This window comes from Consotaella aegiceratis (assembly GCF_036541425.1).
Taxonomy (GTDB): Bacteria; Pseudomonadota; Alphaproteobacteria; order Rhizobiales; family Rhizobiaceae; genus Consotaella; species Consotaella aegiceratis.
In genome coordinates this window covers 34,158-50,545 of the sequence record NZ_JAZHFT010000013.1, presented here as the reverse complement: position 1 = coordinate 50,545, position 16,388 = coordinate 34,158, and the positions used below count along the sequence as shown (strand labels likewise).

The window sequence follows — 16,388 nt, the reverse complement described above, 5'->3', positions numbered from 1 at the left end:
ACGCCATTCCCTTCCGATAGATGGCCAAACGCCGAATAACTCCAGGCCTTGCCGCGCCGTGCGTCTGTAATCAGATGCACTGTGCTTTGATGTTGTCGACCTGACTTGCCGAACGCCCGATATATTCTTTAGCAAGCTTACAAATCGACACCTAAAGATTGCATTTTTTTACGAACTCGCGTGAGTCCTTCCAAGAAATGAAATTATTTCATTGAAAGATTGCCGCGGTTTAAGGAGATTCTTTCTTTGCAGGTGATAGGACTTTCAGTTAGGAAGCTCGCGATGATTTGAAACTGATGCCGAAACACCAAGGCCTTTGCTATTGTTTGTTTGGCATACTTAGCAATTTCAGGAATGGAACCGTTGAACGACGAACCGACATCCGTCTCCGCGCTTGCCAGCCTGATGGAACAGTTGGCACGAAGAATTCACTCGCAAGGGTATGCAGCGGATCTGTTTCCGGCGCAGTGGGCAGCCCTGCGCTATCTGGAATCCGCACCACCCCATTCCCGCACGGCGATCGATCTCGCACGGTTTCAGGGACTGGCGTCCGGCGCCGTTGCGCGAACGGTCCGCACCTTGATTTCCAAGGGATTGGTGAAAAAGGCGGGAACGATCGGTCGCGGCCGCGCCGAGCAATTGGACCTTACGGATGCCGGCCGCGAGGTTTTGGCCGAAGATCCTCTGCACGCGGTCGCCTCGGCCCTGGAAGTCCTCGACCCGTCCGAGCGCCAGGCGTTGGTGCGCGGGATCGAGTTGGCGATCCGCGCCACCATCGACAGCGGCGACGCTCCGCAAGCATAACCAAAATCGATCGGAAAGCCGCCTGGCGCGCTGATCAGACCGAGAACGCTCGGTCTGCCTCGTCCAACTGCCGGCGGATGCGCGTGACGGCGAAGCTCTCGTCCGGTTCGCAATTCGCATAAGTCAGCAATTCGCCGGCGGCGACGGGTCGGGTCACGCGCGAGCCTTCGGCCAAGCCGAGCGGCAGCGCCCGGCCTTCCCTCGCTCCGGGCCAGGTCATGGCGAACCCACGATAGTCCGCCATGCCGATCCGGCCCAGCGTCTCGCCCCGCTCGAGCCGTCGCTTGGCGAGCGCGCCGCATTCGGCCACCGGCCGGTCGACCGGTTGCATGTCCGGTCGTCCGTAGAGGACAGCGCGCACCGCCGACAGCGGCGTCTCCAGGCTGGTGAGGTGGAACGGCCGGATCAGGCTGAAGCACGGCCCGGGCCCGACCTTCAGATCGGCGATGCGCTCGATGGCGCGCGGATGGCGCGGCTTGACGATACAGAACACGCCCGGCGCGATACCGCCGCCGATGGTGTAGTCGACGCGCCCCGGCGCAGACAGGATGCCGCCATCCTCCTGGCTGCATAGAACCTGCGCGAGCGTCTCGCGCGTCACCTCAGGCCCGTGCATGCCGGGTTTGTCGGGCACGAGACCGGTGCAGTTGGCGATCGCCGTCATCTCCACCATGGTCTTCGAGCCGTCGATGAACTCCACCAGCATGCGCGGGTTCATGTTGCGCTCGCGTGCCTCGACCTCGTATTCCTCGGGGACGGCATCGAAGCGCAGCGGGTTGTTCTTGCCCTTGCCGGCCGCGACGATCTCCATGCCGAGAGCCTGGGCGAAGCCGATCAGCTCCAGGGTCGACGCCGGCTCGTCGCCGGCCGAACCAGTATAGACGACGCCCGCCTTTCGGGCCGCGGCCGCGAGCCAGCGGCCCACCGTGATATCGGCCTCGACGTTCAGCATGACGATGTGCTTGCCGTTGGCGATGGCGGTCAGCGCCAGCTCGGTGCCGAGATTGGGGCTTCCGGTGGCGTCGACCACCACGTCGATCCGGCCAGCCTTGCACATCTCCTCCAGGTCGTCGGTGATGGCGATGCGCCCCGCCTCGATGGCGCTGTCGATGTCGGCGGCCCTGGTCGCCAGCACCCCGTGATCGTCGGGATAGCCGGCCATGGCAATCGCCTCGCGCGGACGCGTCGGACGGCGGGCGGCGATGGCGCCCACCCGCAGCCCCGTCATCAGCGCCACCTGGACGACGATGTCGGTGCCCATCTGTCCCGCCCCGGCCAGGCCGATCGTCACCGGTCCATGTCGTTCCTGATGGGCGTCAAGTTCGGCGGCGAAGCCGACGCGATCGATTCTGGTCATGCTATCCTTTCAAGGCCGCCGGCTCCGGCCGCCTCCCCTGATGGGCGCCGATATCTACTGCCTTTCCCGGGCGTTTTGAAAGCCGGATCGGTTTGGTGGGCAACGACGCACCGCTCATGGCCGCACGCGATCGCCCTGCCCGCGGCCCGCCACGGTCGCGAGCAGCAGCCGAAGATCCCCGATAAAGCTGCGGGTACGGACATACTCGGCATCGATCGCCGCAAGCCGGACGGGATCGGACATGTCGACGCCCTGAACCTGGGCCAGACCGGTGATGCCCGGCCGCACGGAAAGAGCACCGAGCCGGTCGCGCTCCTCGATCAGCACGGTCTGAATCGGCAGGCAGGGGCGCGGCCCGACCAGGCTCATATCGCCCTTGAGCACGTTCCAGAGCTGCGGCAGCTCGTCGAGCTTCGTGGCGCGCAACCGCCGGCCCAGGGGCGTGAGCGAGGTGGCCGGTGTCTCGTGAGACGGAGCCGACACCGTGTCCCGCGCCATGGTGCGCAGCTTGTAGCAGACGAAGGATCGCCGATGGCGACCGACGCGCTCCTGGGCGAAGATCCCGGGCCCTTGCGTCTCGCGTCGGATCGCCCATGCCAGCAGGAGGACGAGCCAGCCCAACGCGACCAGGCCGGCGAGGCTCGCGACGATATCGAACAGGCGCTTCATCGCCATCCAGTCGCAATCGAAATCGGCGGAAGGGGCATACAAAGGCCTGTTTCTGGACGCGCCCGGTTGCACGCGGGCAGAGGCGAACCATCTAGTCCGTCGGTTCCCGGAGCGTCAATTGCGCGGTACGACCGGGGCGAACGGGGCGTCAGGCGCCCCTCGACCGCCGGAGGCGATAGGTCAGGTGCGAGTCCTCGTCACGGGAGCAAGCGGTTTCGTCGGCAGCCATCTGGTGCCCGACCTCGGACGGCGCAGGCATGAGGTCATCGTCCTGCGGCGCCGTCACGGTGGAGCACTCGCCTCATCGGTAGCGCTCGACGCGCCGGAGGATCTGGCGGCCAACGAGGGCTGGGATGCATGGCCGTCGGTCGATGCGGTGGTTCATCTGGCCGCCCTCAACCCGGGGCGCGGCGAGACAGCCTTTCATGACGAGGCAGCGCTGATGCGCGCGAATGTCGAGGCCACGCGGGTTCTGGCCGAACGCGCAGCAGCGGCTGGCGCGCGGCGCTTCGTCTTTCTCAGTACCGCCAACGTGCATCCGGCCGGGGAAGGGCCGGCGCGCGCGGGCGACCCGCTCCGTCCGCAGAACGCCTACGCCGCCTCCAAGCTCGCGGCCGAACAGGCTTTGTGGGAAGTTGCCGATGCGTCGGGGCTGGAGATCTGCATCCTTCGCCCACCGCCGATCTACGGCCGGCGTGGACGCGGCGGCTTGGCCCAGCTCGTTCGACTGGCGCAAGGCTCATTGCCCCTGCCCTTCGGCGCACTCGCCAATCGGCGCAGCGTGCTCGCGGTCCAGAACGTCGTCGATGCGATCGCGCTGGCGCTCCACCATCCCGAAGCGGCTGGAGAAACCTTCCTCTTGGCCGATAGCGGGACCGTCTCGACGGCCGAAATCATTCGTCTCGTGCGGGCCGCGACGGGCCGAAGGCCTGGCCTCTATGCGGTCCCGGTGTCGCTTTTGCGAGCGGGGCTACGCATAGCCGGCGGGACGGAGCTCGCCGAAAGATTGTACGGCTCCTTCGTGGTCGACGACCAGCCGATCCGCCAGCGCCTCGCCTGGCACCCGCCGATGACGACAGAGGCGGCGTTGGCCGTTATGCTGGGTGGGCCTAACCCCGACGCCGACTCACGATAAGATGACCGACAAGCCTTCTTCCGAAGCTCCCAAATCCAAGCGCCAGCAACGGCTGGAAGAGGCGCTCAAGGCTAATCTGCGGCGTCGCAAGGATCAGGCGCGAGCGCGGCGCCAGCCGGATGACGGCGGTTCAGACGAGGTGCCGCCCGCCGCGACACGATCCTGTTCGCAGGACGATTAGCGCCCCCGAAGCGAGCCAGCCAAGGGTTTCGACGGTCTGTGCAGCGGTCGACGAGGAGCGTCGCACACCGCTCTGTGAACGATTGCGGCAAAGCAAGGCTTCCGAAAGCAGCGGCGTGTAGTAAATAGGCGACCTGATTCTGGAATCGTTCCATTGAGCTGCGTCAATGTGAACCGGAGTGTCACCGGCCAGAAATCGCACCGCAGGGTTAGAATGGTTCCGCAGAGCGTGGACTTCTAGGGGAAAGAACCTTAGAACCATTCTCGGAGGGAGTACCGAATGATCGACTACCAAAATCACTTTGCCAACGCGATCGACTCGCTTCACGCCGAGAAGCGGTATCGGGTGTTTGCCGATCTCGAGCGAATTGCGGGCCGCTTTCCCACCGCCATCTGGCGCGATGGGGGCGAGGCGCGTGAGATCACGGTCTGGTGCTCCAACGACTACCTCGGCATGGGACAGCATTCCCAGGTTCTGGAGGCGATGAAGACGGCGGTCTCGGGCATGGGGTCCGGCGCCGGCGGCACCCGCAACATCTCCGGCACCAGTCATCCGCTCGTCGAGCTGGAGCGCGAGCTCGCCGACCTGCACGGCAAGGAAGCCGCCCTCGTCTTCACCTCCGGCTTCGTTTCGAACGAAGCGTCGATCTCCACGATCGCCCGGCTGCTGCCGGACTGCCTCATTCTCTCCGACGAGCTCAACCACGCCTCGATGATCGAGGGCGTGCGCCGCTCGGGCTGCAAAAAGCAGATCTTCCGCCACAACGACCTGGCCCATCTCGAGGAACTGCTCAAGGCGGCGGGCACCAGCCAGCCGAAGCTGATCGTCTTCGAGAGCGTCTATTCGATGGACGGCGATGTCGCGCCGATCGAGGCGATCGCCGATCTCGCCGACCGCTACAACGCCATGACCTATATCGACGAGGTCCATGCGGTGGGCATGTACGGCGCCCATGGCGGCGGCATCACCGAGCGGGACGGCGTGGCCCACCGGATCGACGTGATCGAGGGCACCCTCGCCAAGGCTTTCGGCGTCCTCGGTGGCTATATCACCGGGTCGAAGAGCCTGATCGACTGCGTGCGCTCCTATGCGCCGGGTTTCATCTTCACCACCGCGCTGCCTCCGGCATTGGCGGCCGCGGCCACCGCCTCGATCCGCCATCTCAAGGCCAGCCAGGCCGAGCGCGACGCCCAGCAGCGTCAGGCCGCCCGCACGAAGGACGTGTTCCGCGCCGCCAACCTGCCTGTGATGCCGTCGGAGACGCACATCGTGCCGATGCTCGTCGGCGATCCGGACCTCTGCAAGAAGGCGAGCGATCACCTGCTGCAGAAGCACGGCATCTATATCCAGCCGATCAACTACCCGACCGTGCCGCGCGGCACCGAGCGGCTGCGGATCACGCCGACGCCCTATCACGACGATGCGCTGATCGAGACGCTGAAGGACGCGCTGGTTGAGACGTGGAACGCAATCGGCATCCCGTTCACGGCGGAACGCGTCACGCCGGCCGAGCGTTCGGAGAAGGTCACGCCGCTCGTCGTTTCGCAAGCGGGCGGCTGACGGCCCCTTCCTTTGCTTTCCGGGGCCGCCATCGATAAGGAGCGCGCCTCATGAAAGCGTCGCTGAGCGATGTCCTCGCCCGGCTTCTCAAGCCATCCCCTGATTCCGAACCGGCCGACGGCGCCGAAGCCTTCGCGCATGGCTCGATGTCGCTTCGTGGCTGTTTGCCGAAAGCTGGGCACCCTCAGACGCTCGATCAGGATGCGATCTATCTCGTCGCGACCGGGCACTGCGAGTTGATGCAGGCCGACGACACGACGGCCCTTAAAGCCGGTGACGCCGTCTTCGTGCGGGCCGGGGCGGAACATCGCTTCGAAACGACGTCGGAGGACTTTTCGGCCTGGCTGGTGCTGTGGGGACCGGCCGGCGGAGAAGCTCCTGCCCTACCGCCCTCCGTCTTTGCCGCGATCGACGCCTGAACCGGCATCGTCGCTGCGCCAATCCACCACTTTCTCGGGCTCGAGCTTCACCGCAGAGACTCGCCGCGCCAGGAACGGCACCAGCAGCGCGATACAGACGAAGCGGACCACATGGTGGGACGCGACATAAGCCGGATCGAGGTCGAACTGAAAGGCCAGCACCGTCAGCGCCTCCAGGGCGCCAGGAGCGTAGGCGAGCGCCAGCTTGCCGAAATCGATGGCCAACAGGAGATGGGCGACGAAGCCGGCGATGCCCGAGATCAGGAGACCGATGGCGAAGGCGCCGAGTGCTGCGGGCGCCATCTGAACGAGATCACGACGATGCTCGGGGCGAATGCGGCTGCCGATCACCGCGCCGAGCACGGTGAGCGCCGGCGTCGATATCCAAAGCGGGATGACGACCTCGGCGAGGCCGGTCACATGCATGACGGCGCTGCCGATCAGCGCGCCCAGCATCATGCCGCCGGGGACCTTGGCCAACGCGCCGAGGATCGACCCGGCCACGCAGGTGCCGAGCAACAGTCCGTACTCGGCGAGCGTTCCCGGATGGCCTCCACGCGCTATCGCCGCCCCAGCACCACCGCCGCCTTGCAGCCAGGCAAGGGTTGGCGTCAGGGCTCCCAGCAGAAGCAGCAGACGGACACTCTGGACGATGACGATGCGCGCCATGTCCGTACGCGTCTGCGACGCGGCGGCGAGCACGAAACCCATGGCGCCGGGCAGCGAGGCAAAGAGCGCCGTCTCGTTGTCCCACCCGAAGCCTTTGCGCAGGAAGACGTAGGTGACCGCCACCACGCCGGCGACGCCGATCATCTGGATGGCGAAGGACAACGGCCAGACCGCGAGTTGGCCGGCGACATCGGGAGTGACGCCGGCGCCGGCCTGGACGCCGAGCACGAAGAACGTGACGGTGCGCAGTCCGTTCGGCAAACGCGTGTTCAGTCCGGCGAGGCTTGCCGTCGTGACGGCGATCGCCGAGCCGAGCAGCCAGCCGATGGGCAGGTTCAGGGTCGTGCCCAACGCGCCCCCGGCGAGCGCCACCGCAAGCGTTACGGCGACGTCGAATCGGGGGCCGAGCGACTTCAAGCCTGGCGCCCGATCCAATCCGCAAGTCGCTGGGCGGCGGTTTCGACCTCGTCGAGCCGGCGATGGAAGCAGGCGCGCATGAACCGTGCACCAGAAGCACCGAAGGCCGTGCCCGGCGCGAGGCCGACATTGGCCTCGTCGGCGATGCGCAACACCGCCCGGGCCGTATCCTCGACGCCGTCGATGGCGAAGAAGGCATAGAAGGCGCCGGCGGGCTTGACCGCCTCGACCCGGTTGGTGGCCGTCAGCGTATCGATCAGGATGTCGCGCGCCTTGTGGGCGCGGTCCACCTGCTCGTCGATGAAGGCGTCGCCCTGGTTCAGCGCGGCAATGGCGCCTCGCTGCATGAAGGCCGCGACGCCGGACGTCGTGTACTGGATGAGGTTGGCCATCATCGGACCGAGCTCGGCCGGCGCCTCGATCCAGCCGATGCGCCAGCCGGTCATCGCCCAGTTTTTGGAGAAGGAGTTGACGAAGATGACCGGCTCTTCCGGCGCCATCACGTCGTGGAAGGACGGCGCGCGCCGGCCGGCATAGAAGAAGCGGGAATAGATCTCGTCGGCGATGACGAAGACGCCGGTCTCGCGCGCCAGCGCCAGGATCGCCGCCAGCGTCTCGCGATCGGCGGTCCAGCCGGTGGGATTGGCCGGAGTGTTGACGAAGATCGCCCGGGTGCGCGGACCGATGGCCGCGCGCAGCCTGTCGAGGTCGAGATGCCAGCCATCGGCTTGCCATTCGAGCGGAACCTCCGTCGTGGCGGCACCGGCCAGACCCGAGGCGGCCGAAAAATTCGGCCAGGCTGGCCCGAGAATGATCACCTCGTCACCGGCGCCCGCCACACAGGCGATGGCGATCTGGATCGCGTGCATGCCCGAGCCGGTGACGGTGAAGCGATCCGGCGACAGCGTCTGGCCATAGAGCCGGCTGGCATAGGACGCGATCGCCTCGCGCAGGTCCGGCAGGCCGCGCTGGTAGGTGTAGAAGGTCTCGCCGGCCGCCAGGCTCTCGGCGGCGGCGTCCGCGATGAAACGCGGCGTCGAGAGATCGCCCTCGCCGGCCCACAGAGGAATCAGGCCTTCGTGGTCGCGTGCGTAGTCGATGACGGCGACGATGCCGCTTTCGGGAGCGGCGATGGCCTCGCGGCGCAAACGGTCGAGATGGGTCATGGTCGGGACGGCCTTCGAAGACGCAAGGCGAAGAGGAGAGCTCCCGGAATCGCCCGGAAATGGACCGCCGTCAATCCCGGCGATGAAGGCGAGCTTGCGCGGAGCGCCTGCGACGCCGGATCGGTGTGGCCGGGCCATGACGACGGGCTACGGTATCGATCGCGTCCGCAGACGCGGCGAAGAGCTCCGAGCAGTCGCCTTTGCGAATCTTGATCAAAGATGGCTGAGATAGATCCGGACCGCCTCCTGGACATGGCGAAACCGATCGCCGCCCAGATGCTTGCCACCGTACCACCGCGTCACCACGACCAGATGATCGCGCAGGTTCTCCCGCTCGAGCATGCGCAGGATGATCATACCCGCGCCACCCTCGCCGTCGTCGTTCTTGACCGGACCGTCGGCGGTGACGAGCCCCCAGCTGTTGTGCGTGGCCTTGGCGAACTTCTTCCTGCTGCGCTTCAAGGTCTCGACAAAGGTTTTCGCCTCGGCCTCCGATGCACAGGGAGCGCCCGACACGGCATATTTCGAACCGCGATCGCTGATGATGTTGTCGAGGACGAGCATGAGGCGGAGTTAGCCAAGACGCCTCTTCAGGACAAGTCGCCGCTTGGGCGTTCGCATGGCGCGTTGGATGGGATACCGTGCGGGCCGAGTCCCCGACGGGGCGACTGGAGGATAGGGAGACGATGAACGAGCAAGACAGTCAGGATGTCCGCTGGGGCATCCTCGGTTGCGGCGACGTGACCGAGATCAAGAGCGGCCCGGCGCTGCAAAAGGCGGCGCGGTCCTCGGTCGTCGTGGCGATGCGCCGCGACAAGGCCAAGGCGGCCGATTATGCGGCCCGTCACGGGATTGCGCGCTCGACCGACGATGCCGATCAGCTGATTTCGGACCCGGAGGTCTCCGCCATCTACATCGCGACCCCGCCCAACAGCCACGCCGACTATGCGATCCGCGCTCTGAGGGCGGGCAAGAACGTGCTGGTCGAAAAGCCGATGGCGCCGACCATCGCCGAATGCGAGGCCATGAATGCCGTGGCGTCCGAGACCGGACGCAAGCTCTGCGTGGCCTTCTATCGCCGCGCGCTGCCGCGGTTCGAACGACTGCGCGAGATCGTACAGGACGGCACGATCGGGGAACCGAGGATGGTGGAGGTCCGCCATTTCCTTCCCGCCGAGACGCGCCCGGCCCAACCCTGGAAACTCGACCCTGAGGTCGGCGGTGGCGGGTTCTTCACCGACGTCCAGGCCCATACGCTCGACTGGCTGACTTACGTCTTCGGCACGCCCGGCGCCGTGCGTGGTCTTTGCAAGAACCAGGCGGGCGTCTATTCGGCGGAGGATCTCGTCACCTATATCCTCGATTTCGGCGGCCTTCCGGCGGTGGGTCTATGCAGCTACGCCGCCGCCCGGAGCGAAGAACGCGTGATCATCCACGGCAGCCGCAGCAGCGCGTCGATGAATTTCTTCAGCGCCTCGCCGATCACGTTGGAGATCGGCGAAACCCGACAGGAGATCGATCTGCCGGATCCGCCGCACGTGCACCAGCCCCTGATCGAGCGGGTCGTCGCCCATTTCCTGGACGGCGCCCCCAATCCCTGTGACGGGGCAGCAGGGCGGCAAGAGGCCGTGCTGGTGGAGAGGATCTTCTCAGGGATCTAGAGCAACATGCCGGTCAGAGGCCCTGGCCGACATTCGTCGACCAGGCAGGAAGTCTCTGCGGAAAGGGCCGGCCATCGGGATCGACGTGACACCGCCAATCCCGGCGGCCCGACCGAGGCTCGATGCTCCTCCCTCGGCTTTAAACGGTCGCCGGCCCCGAACCCGCGACCGGCTCGGCGGTGACACGCGGCACCTGTCCGGCTGCCAGAAGATCGCGGATTTCCTCGAGCAGCTTCTGCTCGCGCGGCAGTTCCTCCTCGACCACCGGCTTTGCCTCCTCCTTGCGCTTCATCTCGTTCATGACCTTGACGACGATGAAGAGCACCAGCGCGACGATGACGAAATTGATCGCCAGCGTGAGGAAGTTGCCGTAGGCGAGCACGGCGCCCTGCTCGCGGGCCGCATCCAGGCTGTCGGCAGTCACCCCGGGAGCCAGAGGAACGTATTTGTTGGTGAAATCGACGCCGCCCGTGACGACGCCGACCAGCGGCATGATGATATCCTGGACCAGCGAATTGACCAGGCCGGAGAACGCGGCGCCGATGATGATGCCGATGGCCAGATCGACCATGTTGCCTTTGAGGGCGAATTCCTTGAATTCCTGCAACATGCCCCGCATACCCGTCACCTCCTGCCATCCGCCGTCGTCGGCGCATCGGGACCGGTCGCCCGCCGCCCGTCATCGCGCCGACGCGGCGGCTCGTTGATCATGGCCACGAGGCTAGATGATTTGTCCGACTTGGGAAATGCCGGATCGTCGGTTTGCGAGACAATGCGGCGCAGCCCGATGTCAGCCGCGCCGCTCGCCTAGGAAATGCAGCACCAGTTCCCGTTCGTGGCTGCGAGCCCGATGCTCGACCACGTAGATGCCCTGCCAGGTTCCGAGAGCCATGCGACCGCCGATCACCGGGATCGACAGGTTGACGCCGGTCAGCACGGTCTTGATGTGGGCCGGCATGTCGTCGGGCCCCTCGATCGTATGGCGATAGGGCGCATCCTCCGGCGCCAGCCGATCCAGCGCATCGACAAGGTCGGCGCGAACGTCCGGATCGGCATTCTCCTGGATGGTGAGCGAGGCCGAGGTGTGGCGGATGAAGACGGTGAGCAGGCCATCGCCGGCGCCTATCGCGGCCAGTTCGTCGGCCACCGGCCGCGTGACGTCGCGCATCGAACCGCCATCGGTGCGAATGCGCAAAAGCCGGATGGCCTGCGACAGGCCGGGATGATCTCCGCCGGCCGTCACGTGCGGTTCGGCACCGGCTGCGGGGCCTCCTCGTCCGGTTCGTCATCGGCCTCGTTCTCCAGCTCGCGTGCCATGTCGCGGAACGCGCGGAACACGTCCTTCATCTGGCCGACGGCCTTGTCGAAATCCTCGGCGTCACGATCGCGCGCCTCCGCCGACGCGGTTCCCTGCTCCTCCAGCCGGCGCACGCGACGGTCCAGCTGCTGCAGGCGCTCTTCAAGCCCTTTTCCGGCCTGAACGGCTCCGGTGTCGCAGGTCAGGCCTCTCTTTTCGACCCGGCAGAAGGCCACCTCGCCGGTCTGGGTGTCGAGCCGGGCGATGCCCCCCTGGACGGGCTGCATCTCGTAGCGCCCGGCGCCGCCCGTCGGTGTCAGCGGTCCGGCCTGGGCGGCCGCGGCGCCACAGCCGAGGCCGAGCACGACGGCGGCGAGTGGGAAGGATCGCATCATGGTCGTCTCCTCGATAGGGTTTGCCTGGAGCCAAACACTGGGCCACGAAGACGGCGCAACAAGGGCTTCCTGTCCAATTGATTTTTGCCGCGCGCTCTGGCAACCGAACGCCATGTCCCACGATGATCCCATCTACAAGATCGCGCCCCGCGCGCTGTGGCGAGAGGCCGAGGCCAAGGGCGCGTTCGAGGGCGCCCCGGTGGACCTCGCCGACGGCTTCATCCATTTTTCGACCGGAGCCCAGGCGCGCGAGACCGTAGCCAAGCACTTTGCGGGTCAATCGGACCTGGTCCTCGTCGCGGTCGATCCGCGCCGGCTCGGCGAAGCCTTGAAATGGGAGGTCTCGCGCGGCGGCGCGCTGTTTCCGCATCTCTATGCGCCTCTCGATCCGGCGACGGCGCTTTCGGTGGCGGATTTGCCGCTCGGGCCGGACGGCCGCCACATCTTTCCCGACGGGGTCGAATGATGGACCGCCTCTACCGGCTGGGCCGGCCGCTGCTCTTCCAGTTGGATCCCGAACGCGCCCACCGGCTGTCGATCCTGGCGCTGAAACAGGGGCTGGTGCCGCGAACGAACGTGCCGGTCGACGCGCGTCTGCATACGACGGTCGCCGGGATCGCCTTTCCCAACCCTCTGGGGCTCGCCGCCGGCTACGACAAGAATGCCGAAGTGCCGGATGCCGCCATGGGGCTCGGCTTCGGCTTCGTCGAGGTCGGCACCGTGACGCCACGCCCGCAGGAGGGCAATTCCAAGCCGCGCATCTTCCGCCTGCCCCCGGCCGGCGCGATGATCAACCGCCTTGGCTTCAATAACGAGGGCCACGCCGAGGCGCTGGAGCGTCTGACGGCGCGGCGCAGGAAGGCCGGCATCGTCGGTGTCAACATCGGCGCCAACAAGGACTCGGCCGACCGCGTCCAGGATTATGTCGACGGAATCAGCCTGTTCGAACCGGTGGCGGATTATCTGACCGTCAACATCTCCTCGCCGAACACGCCGGGCCTGCGCGACCTGCAGTCGGGCTCCGATCTCGACCGGCTGCTGGAGTCCGTGGCGGCGGCCCGGGACGGCTTCGCGGCGATGGCCGCGACCACCCCGAAGCCTCTGTTCCTCAAAGTGGCACCGGACCTCACCGAAGAGCAGATCGAAGAGATCGCCAAGGCTTCGGTGCGCCATAAGGTCGATGGCCTGGTGGTCTCCAACACGACGCTGTCACGGCCCGACATCGCGGGCCTGACGCATGCCGGCGAGACCGGCGGCCTGTCGGGCAGGCCGTTGTTCGCATTGTCGACCTGGGCGCTGGCGGCTTTTCGCAAGGCACTCGGACCGGCAATGCCATTAATCGGGGTCGGCGGCGTCGACAGCGCCGAAGCCGCACTCGCGAAGATCGCGGCCGGCGCCGATCTGGTGCAGCTCTATACGGCCATGGTCTATGCCGGGCCTGGCCTGCCGGTGCAGATCCTGAAAGGGCTGCTCGCCCATCTGGACGAGACCGGCATCGACAATCTGGCGGAACTGCGGGACAGCGAGGTCGACGCCGTTCTCGGCCGCGGACGCCCCGGCTAGGGCCAAGCGGTCAAGCCGTCCTCCGAAAGGCGGCGAGGCGGCGGGACGGCAGCATGGCGAGCAGGGTCAGGCCCCGGATGCCGAGGAAGATCTCCAGTGCCAGCCACAGGCCGTGATTGTCGAGCACCGGCATCAACAGCCAGACCGCCACGACGAAGACGGCCAGCGAGGCCAGCATCATGTTGCGCATCGTTCCCGACCAGGTGGCGCCGATATAGACCCCGTCCATCAGGAAGGCGAGCGTGCCGGCCAGCGGCGTCAGCGCGGCCCAGACGACATAGACCGCCGCGACTTCGCGGACCGCCGCATCCGTCGTCAGGAAGGCCACCAGGTGGTTGCCGACGGCCAGAAAGACGAGCGACAGCAACGCGGCGAAGAGGAAGCTCCATTGCGCCGTCAACCGCAGCGTCTGGTCGAAGGCCGGCCGCCAGCGCGCTCCGATCGACTTGCCGACGAGCTGTTCGGCCGCCGTGGCGACGCCGTCGAGGAAGAAGCCGCCGATCATGAAGAGGTTCATCAGGATGCCGTTGGCGGCCAGCACGAGGGCCCCCTGGCCCGCGCTCCATCGGGTGAACAGGGTGAAGGCGCCGAGCAGACAGAAGGAGCGGATCATGATGTCGCGGTTGACCGCGAGCATCTGAAAGAACGCGCCGCGCTCGAAGACCTGGTCGCGCGAGGGCCGCGTCATCCCGCGGAAGCCCCGCAGCGCGATGAAGAGCCCCAGCGCCGTGCCGGCGGCTTCGCCGATGATCGTGCCGGTTGCGACGCCGACGATCCCCCAGCCGAGGACGAGCCCAAGACCCACCGACATGACGATGTTGGTGCCGTTGATCACCGCCTGCAGGGCAAGACCCAGCGTGCCCTGACCACGGCCGAGCACGTGGCCGAGGATGACGTAGTTGGCGAGCGCCAGAGGCGCGGAAAACATGCGCACGAACACATAGGTTCTGGTCGTCGCGGCCACTGCATCGCCCGGAGCAATCACCAGCAGGCCGAGAGCGATGATGAGTTGCTCCGCCAGGACCATCACGAGACCGACGCCCAACGCCAGGAGAATGGCCCGGAAAAAGACGGCCTGGATCTCCCGCTCGTTGCCCTCGCCGACGGCCTGCGCCGTCAGTCCGGTGGTGCTGGACCGCAGCGAATTGAAGGTGGCGAATACGATGTCGAAAATCTGCGCGCCGACGATGAGGCCGCCCAGCGCAACGGCGTCGCCGCTGCGGCCGACGACGGCCGCATCCGTCAGCCCGAGCAGCGGTGTCGTCAGGAAGGCAAGCGTCATCGGCAGCGTGATGCGCCAGACGTCGCGGTGCCCCACCGTGAACGGGCGCTCCCGGACGGGCTCGCGGCCGGCCGCGAAACTTGAATTATCGCCCTCGGACGGCTCGCTTGTGCGCTGCATGGTGGTCCGGTGGCACTGCCGGCGCGCGAAAGCAAGTCCGAACCCGCCGCATTCGCGTCACGGCGACACATTGACGGCGCTCTTCGACATGCCGTCGCCGCAACCGTGACCGCCTTGCCGCATTCTATTCACGCAGAGGATCGAGAACAGGACGTGTGATGTCGAGTCCCATGGATGTCGAGCGCAGCAGGCAAAGCGGTCGTGGACGGAACGCGCAGTCTCCCTCCGAGGTGCCGTTGGCAGGGTGGAAGGACGTCCTCTGGCGCCTCTACGGCGAGGTTTCAGACGACCGCGTCATGTTGGTGGCCGCCGGCGTCACCTACTATATCCTTCTGGCTTTCGTGCCTGGACTGACCGCCTTCATCTCCGTCTACGGCCTCGTGCTCGATCCCGGCACCGTCAGCGAACATGTGAGCATGCTGCAGGGCATCGTACCCGGCGGCGGCATGGAGATCATCGAGGAGCAATTGCAGCGGCTCGTCAGCCAGGGCGATTCGTCGCTCAGCTTTGCCCTGATCATCTCCGTCGGTATCGCGTTATGGAGCGCCAATGCCGGGATGAAAGCGCTGTTCGAGGCGATGAACGTCGCCTATGACGAACGCGAAGAGCGAAGCTTCATCCGCCTCACCGCCATCACTTTGTGCTTCACGCTCGGCGCCATCGTCACCATCGGCGTGATGCTGGCCGTGGTCATCGTCCTGCCGGCGGCGCTGCAGTTCGTCGGGCTCGGCGAGGGCACGGAATGGCTGATCCGCATCGTCAGCTATCTGCTGCTGTTCTGCCTGTTGTCACTCGGCATCGCAGCGCTCTACCGGTGGGGCCCGAACCGCCGCGATGCGCAATGGCGCTGGATCACCCCCGGCAGCCTGCTGTCGCTGATCGGCACGCTGATCATCTCGATCCTTTTCACCTGGTACACGGCCAATTTCGGCTCCTACGACGCGACTTACGGCTCGCTCGGCGCCATCGTCGGTTTCATGACGTGGATGTGGATATCCTTGATTCTGCTCATTCTCGGCGGCGAGCTCAATTCGGAATTGGAGCATCAGACCAGCGCGGACACCACCGTCGGCGGCGACCAGCCGATGGGCGAGCGGGGCGCCCGGATGGCCGACACCGTGGGCAAGGCCTACGGAGAGACCGGTCTGGGGACATTGCCCGGACAGGAAAAGACGCAGCCGGCGCCCACCTCCGGGCGCGGCAACGATTACAGGATCGGCCGCGCCGAGAAGATCTCGATCGGCACGCTCGCCGTCACAGTGCCGGCCGCCCTGCTGTTGAGCTGGATGCAGCGGCGCAGCGCACGGCGCTGACCGCTGCCGCTTAGGCGATCAGCTGCGACCCCATTTGAGCAGCCGGGAGACGACGAAGATCGGCACCACGATTGCCGCGCCGAGGAGGAAATAGTCCACAGCGCGCTGCAGCGAACCGAACATCGAGGTCCAGATCCAATCGAACAGGTCGACGAACCAGTCGACGATGTCCACGGGCGTCCAGTCGAGCCAGCTCAGGATCACACCAACCAGAAGCGAAATGAGGATCAGCCGGATCGCTACTGCCAGCGGTGATCCGCCCAGAAAATGGTTGATGCGTGTCGCCATGCGCTTGGTCTCCACCTCGCCCTTCGGGGGATGAGGTAGGCAAAGGGCGCGGCCGGTGCAAGCAGTGGAGCGACGAGGGGAGCTGCAAAGGA

General features: G+C 66.2%; 19 protein-coding genes. 9 read left to right on the top strand and 10 right to left on the bottom strand.

Features of this window, described 5'->3' with window-relative positions; all coding sequences use genetic code 11:
• Positions 1-363 precede the first annotated feature (363 nt).
• Positions 364-804: a MarR family winged helix-turn-helix transcriptional regulator gene (locus SMD10_RS11230; protein WP_331685779.1), complete on the top strand. Its 441-nt coding sequence runs from the start codon at positions 364-366 to the stop codon at positions 802-804.
• Between the two features lie 34 nt (positions 805-838).
• Here SMD10_RS11230 and SMD10_RS11225 read toward each other — a convergent pair whose 3' ends face one another.
• On the bottom strand, positions 839-2,161 hold the full coding sequence (locus SMD10_RS11225) for an NAD(P)H-dependent oxidoreductase (RefSeq protein ID WP_331685778.1): 1,323 nt from the start codon (positions 2,159-2,161) through the stop codon (positions 839-841).
• A gap of 114 nt (positions 2,162-2,275) precedes the next feature.
• Positions 2,276-2,836 carry a sugar transferase gene (locus SMD10_RS11220; RefSeq protein ID WP_331685777.1) on the bottom strand — a complete coding sequence of 187 codons (561 nt, stop codon included), beginning with the start codon at positions 2,834-2,836 and terminating at the stop codon, positions 2,276-2,278.
• 178 nt (positions 2,837-3,014) lie between these two features.
• Between SMD10_RS11220 and SMD10_RS11215 the strand changes: the two genes are divergently transcribed.
• The 4 genes from SMD10_RS11215 to SMD10_RS11200 all read left to right on the top strand — a co-directional run bounded on the left by SMD10_RS11215 (position 3,015) and on the right by SMD10_RS11200 (position 6,125).
• Complete coding sequence (locus SMD10_RS11215; RefSeq protein WP_331685776.1) at positions 3,015-3,965, top strand: NAD-dependent epimerase/dehydratase family protein; 951 nt, start codon at positions 3,015-3,017, stop codon at positions 3,963-3,965.
• A gap of 1 nt (position 3,966) precedes the next feature.
• Positions 3,967-4,146 carry a hypothetical protein gene (locus SMD10_RS11210; RefSeq protein WP_331685775.1) on the top strand — a complete coding sequence of 60 codons (180 nt, stop codon included), beginning with the start codon at positions 3,967-3,969 and terminating at the stop codon, positions 4,144-4,146.
• Positions 4,147-4,425: 279 nt separating this feature from the next.
• Positions 4,426-5,706 (top strand): 5-aminolevulinate synthase, encoded by a 1,281-nt coding sequence (gene hemA, locus SMD10_RS11205; protein ID WP_432757225.1) that lies wholly within the window; start codon positions 4,426-4,428, stop codon positions 5,704-5,706.
• Between the two features lie 50 nt (positions 5,707-5,756).
• Positions 5,757-6,125, top strand: coding sequence for a cupin domain-containing protein (locus tag SMD10_RS11200; protein ID WP_331685774.1), 369 nt, complete (start codon positions 5,757-5,759; stop codon positions 6,123-6,125).
• Here SMD10_RS11200 and SMD10_RS11195 read toward each other — a convergent pair.
• The 3 genes from SMD10_RS11195 to SMD10_RS11185 form a co-directional block, all read right to left on the bottom strand.
• Complete coding sequence (locus tag SMD10_RS11195) at positions 6,090-7,211, bottom strand: AbrB family transcriptional regulator (protein WP_331685773.1); 1,122 nt, start codon at positions 7,209-7,211, stop codon at positions 6,090-6,092. The two genes, SMD10_RS11200 and SMD10_RS11195, sit on opposite strands and share 36 nt — an antisense overlap.
• Entirely contained in the window at positions 7,208-8,377 is a 1,170-nt protein-coding gene (locus tag SMD10_RS11190) for a pyridoxal phosphate-dependent aminotransferase (RefSeq protein WP_331685772.1), read from the bottom strand. The genes SMD10_RS11195 and SMD10_RS11190 overlap by 4 nt, the downstream gene beginning before the upstream one ends.
• Before the next feature lie 213 nt (positions 8,378-8,590).
• A complete protein-coding gene (locus SMD10_RS11185; RefSeq protein ID WP_331685771.1) occupies positions 8,591-8,941 on the bottom strand; it encodes a YigZ family protein in 351 nt (116 codons plus the stop codon).
• Positions 8,942-9,063: 122 nt separating this feature from the next.
• On the opposite strand from SMD10_RS11185, the gene SMD10_RS11180 reads away from it, so the two are divergent.
• On the top strand, positions 9,064-10,038 hold the full coding sequence (locus SMD10_RS11180) for a Gfo/Idh/MocA family protein (protein WP_331685770.1): 975 nt from the start codon (positions 9,064-9,066) through the stop codon (positions 10,036-10,038).
• A 139-nt stretch (positions 10,039-10,177) separates the two neighbouring features.
• On the opposite strand, the gene mscL is transcribed toward SMD10_RS11180, so the two are convergent.
• From mscL to SMD10_RS11165, 3 genes are all read right to left on the bottom strand, one after another.
• A complete protein-coding gene (mscL, locus tag SMD10_RS11175; protein ID WP_331685831.1) occupies positions 10,178-10,648 on the bottom strand; it encodes a large conductance mechanosensitive channel protein MscL in 471 nt (156 codons plus the stop codon).
• A gap of 180 nt (positions 10,649-10,828) precedes the next feature.
• On the bottom strand, positions 10,829-11,254 hold the full coding sequence (locus SMD10_RS11170; RefSeq protein WP_490338291.1) for a secondary thiamine-phosphate synthase enzyme YjbQ: 426 nt from the start codon (positions 11,252-11,254) through the stop codon (positions 10,829-10,831).
• Positions 11,255-11,277: 23 nt separating this feature from the next.
• Positions 11,278-11,730 (bottom strand): hypothetical protein, encoded by a 453-nt coding sequence (locus SMD10_RS11165; protein WP_331685769.1) that lies wholly within the window; start codon positions 11,728-11,730, stop codon positions 11,278-11,280.
• A gap of 112 nt (positions 11,731-11,842) precedes the next feature.
• On the opposite strand from SMD10_RS11165, the gene SMD10_RS11160 reads away from it, so the two are divergent.
• Together SMD10_RS11160 and SMD10_RS11155 are read left to right on the top strand one after the other, a co-directional pair.
• Positions 11,843-12,196, top strand: a complete 354-nt coding sequence (locus tag SMD10_RS11160) for a DUF952 domain-containing protein (RefSeq protein WP_331685768.1) — start codon at positions 11,843-11,845, stop codon at positions 12,194-12,196.
• Positions 12,193-13,293, top strand: coding sequence for a quinone-dependent dihydroorotate dehydrogenase (locus tag SMD10_RS11155; protein ID WP_331685767.1), 1,101 nt, complete (start codon positions 12,193-12,195; stop codon positions 13,291-13,293). The genes SMD10_RS11160 and SMD10_RS11155 overlap by 4 nt, the downstream gene beginning before the upstream one ends.
• Positions 13,294-13,303: 10 nt before the next feature.
• On the opposite strand, the gene SMD10_RS11150 is transcribed toward SMD10_RS11155, so the two are convergent.
• Complete coding sequence (locus SMD10_RS11150; RefSeq protein ID WP_331685766.1) at positions 13,304-14,695, bottom strand: MATE family efflux transporter; 1,392 nt, start codon at positions 14,693-14,695, stop codon at positions 13,304-13,306.
• Positions 14,696-14,853: 158 nt separating this feature from the next.
• On the opposite strand from SMD10_RS11150, the gene SMD10_RS11145 reads away from it, so the two are divergent.
• Complete coding sequence (locus tag SMD10_RS11145) at positions 14,854-16,008, top strand: YihY/virulence factor BrkB family protein (protein WP_331685765.1); 1,155 nt, start codon at positions 14,854-14,856, stop codon at positions 16,006-16,008.
• A gap of 18 nt (positions 16,009-16,026) precedes the next feature.
• Here the strand turns inward: SMD10_RS11145 and SMD10_RS11140 are convergent, their stop codons facing one another.
• Positions 16,027-16,296 carry a DUF6460 domain-containing protein gene (locus tag SMD10_RS11140; RefSeq protein ID WP_331685764.1) on the bottom strand — a complete coding sequence of 90 codons (270 nt, stop codon included), beginning with the start codon at positions 16,294-16,296 and terminating at the stop codon, positions 16,027-16,029.
• Positions 16,297-16,388 lie beyond the last annotated feature (92 nt).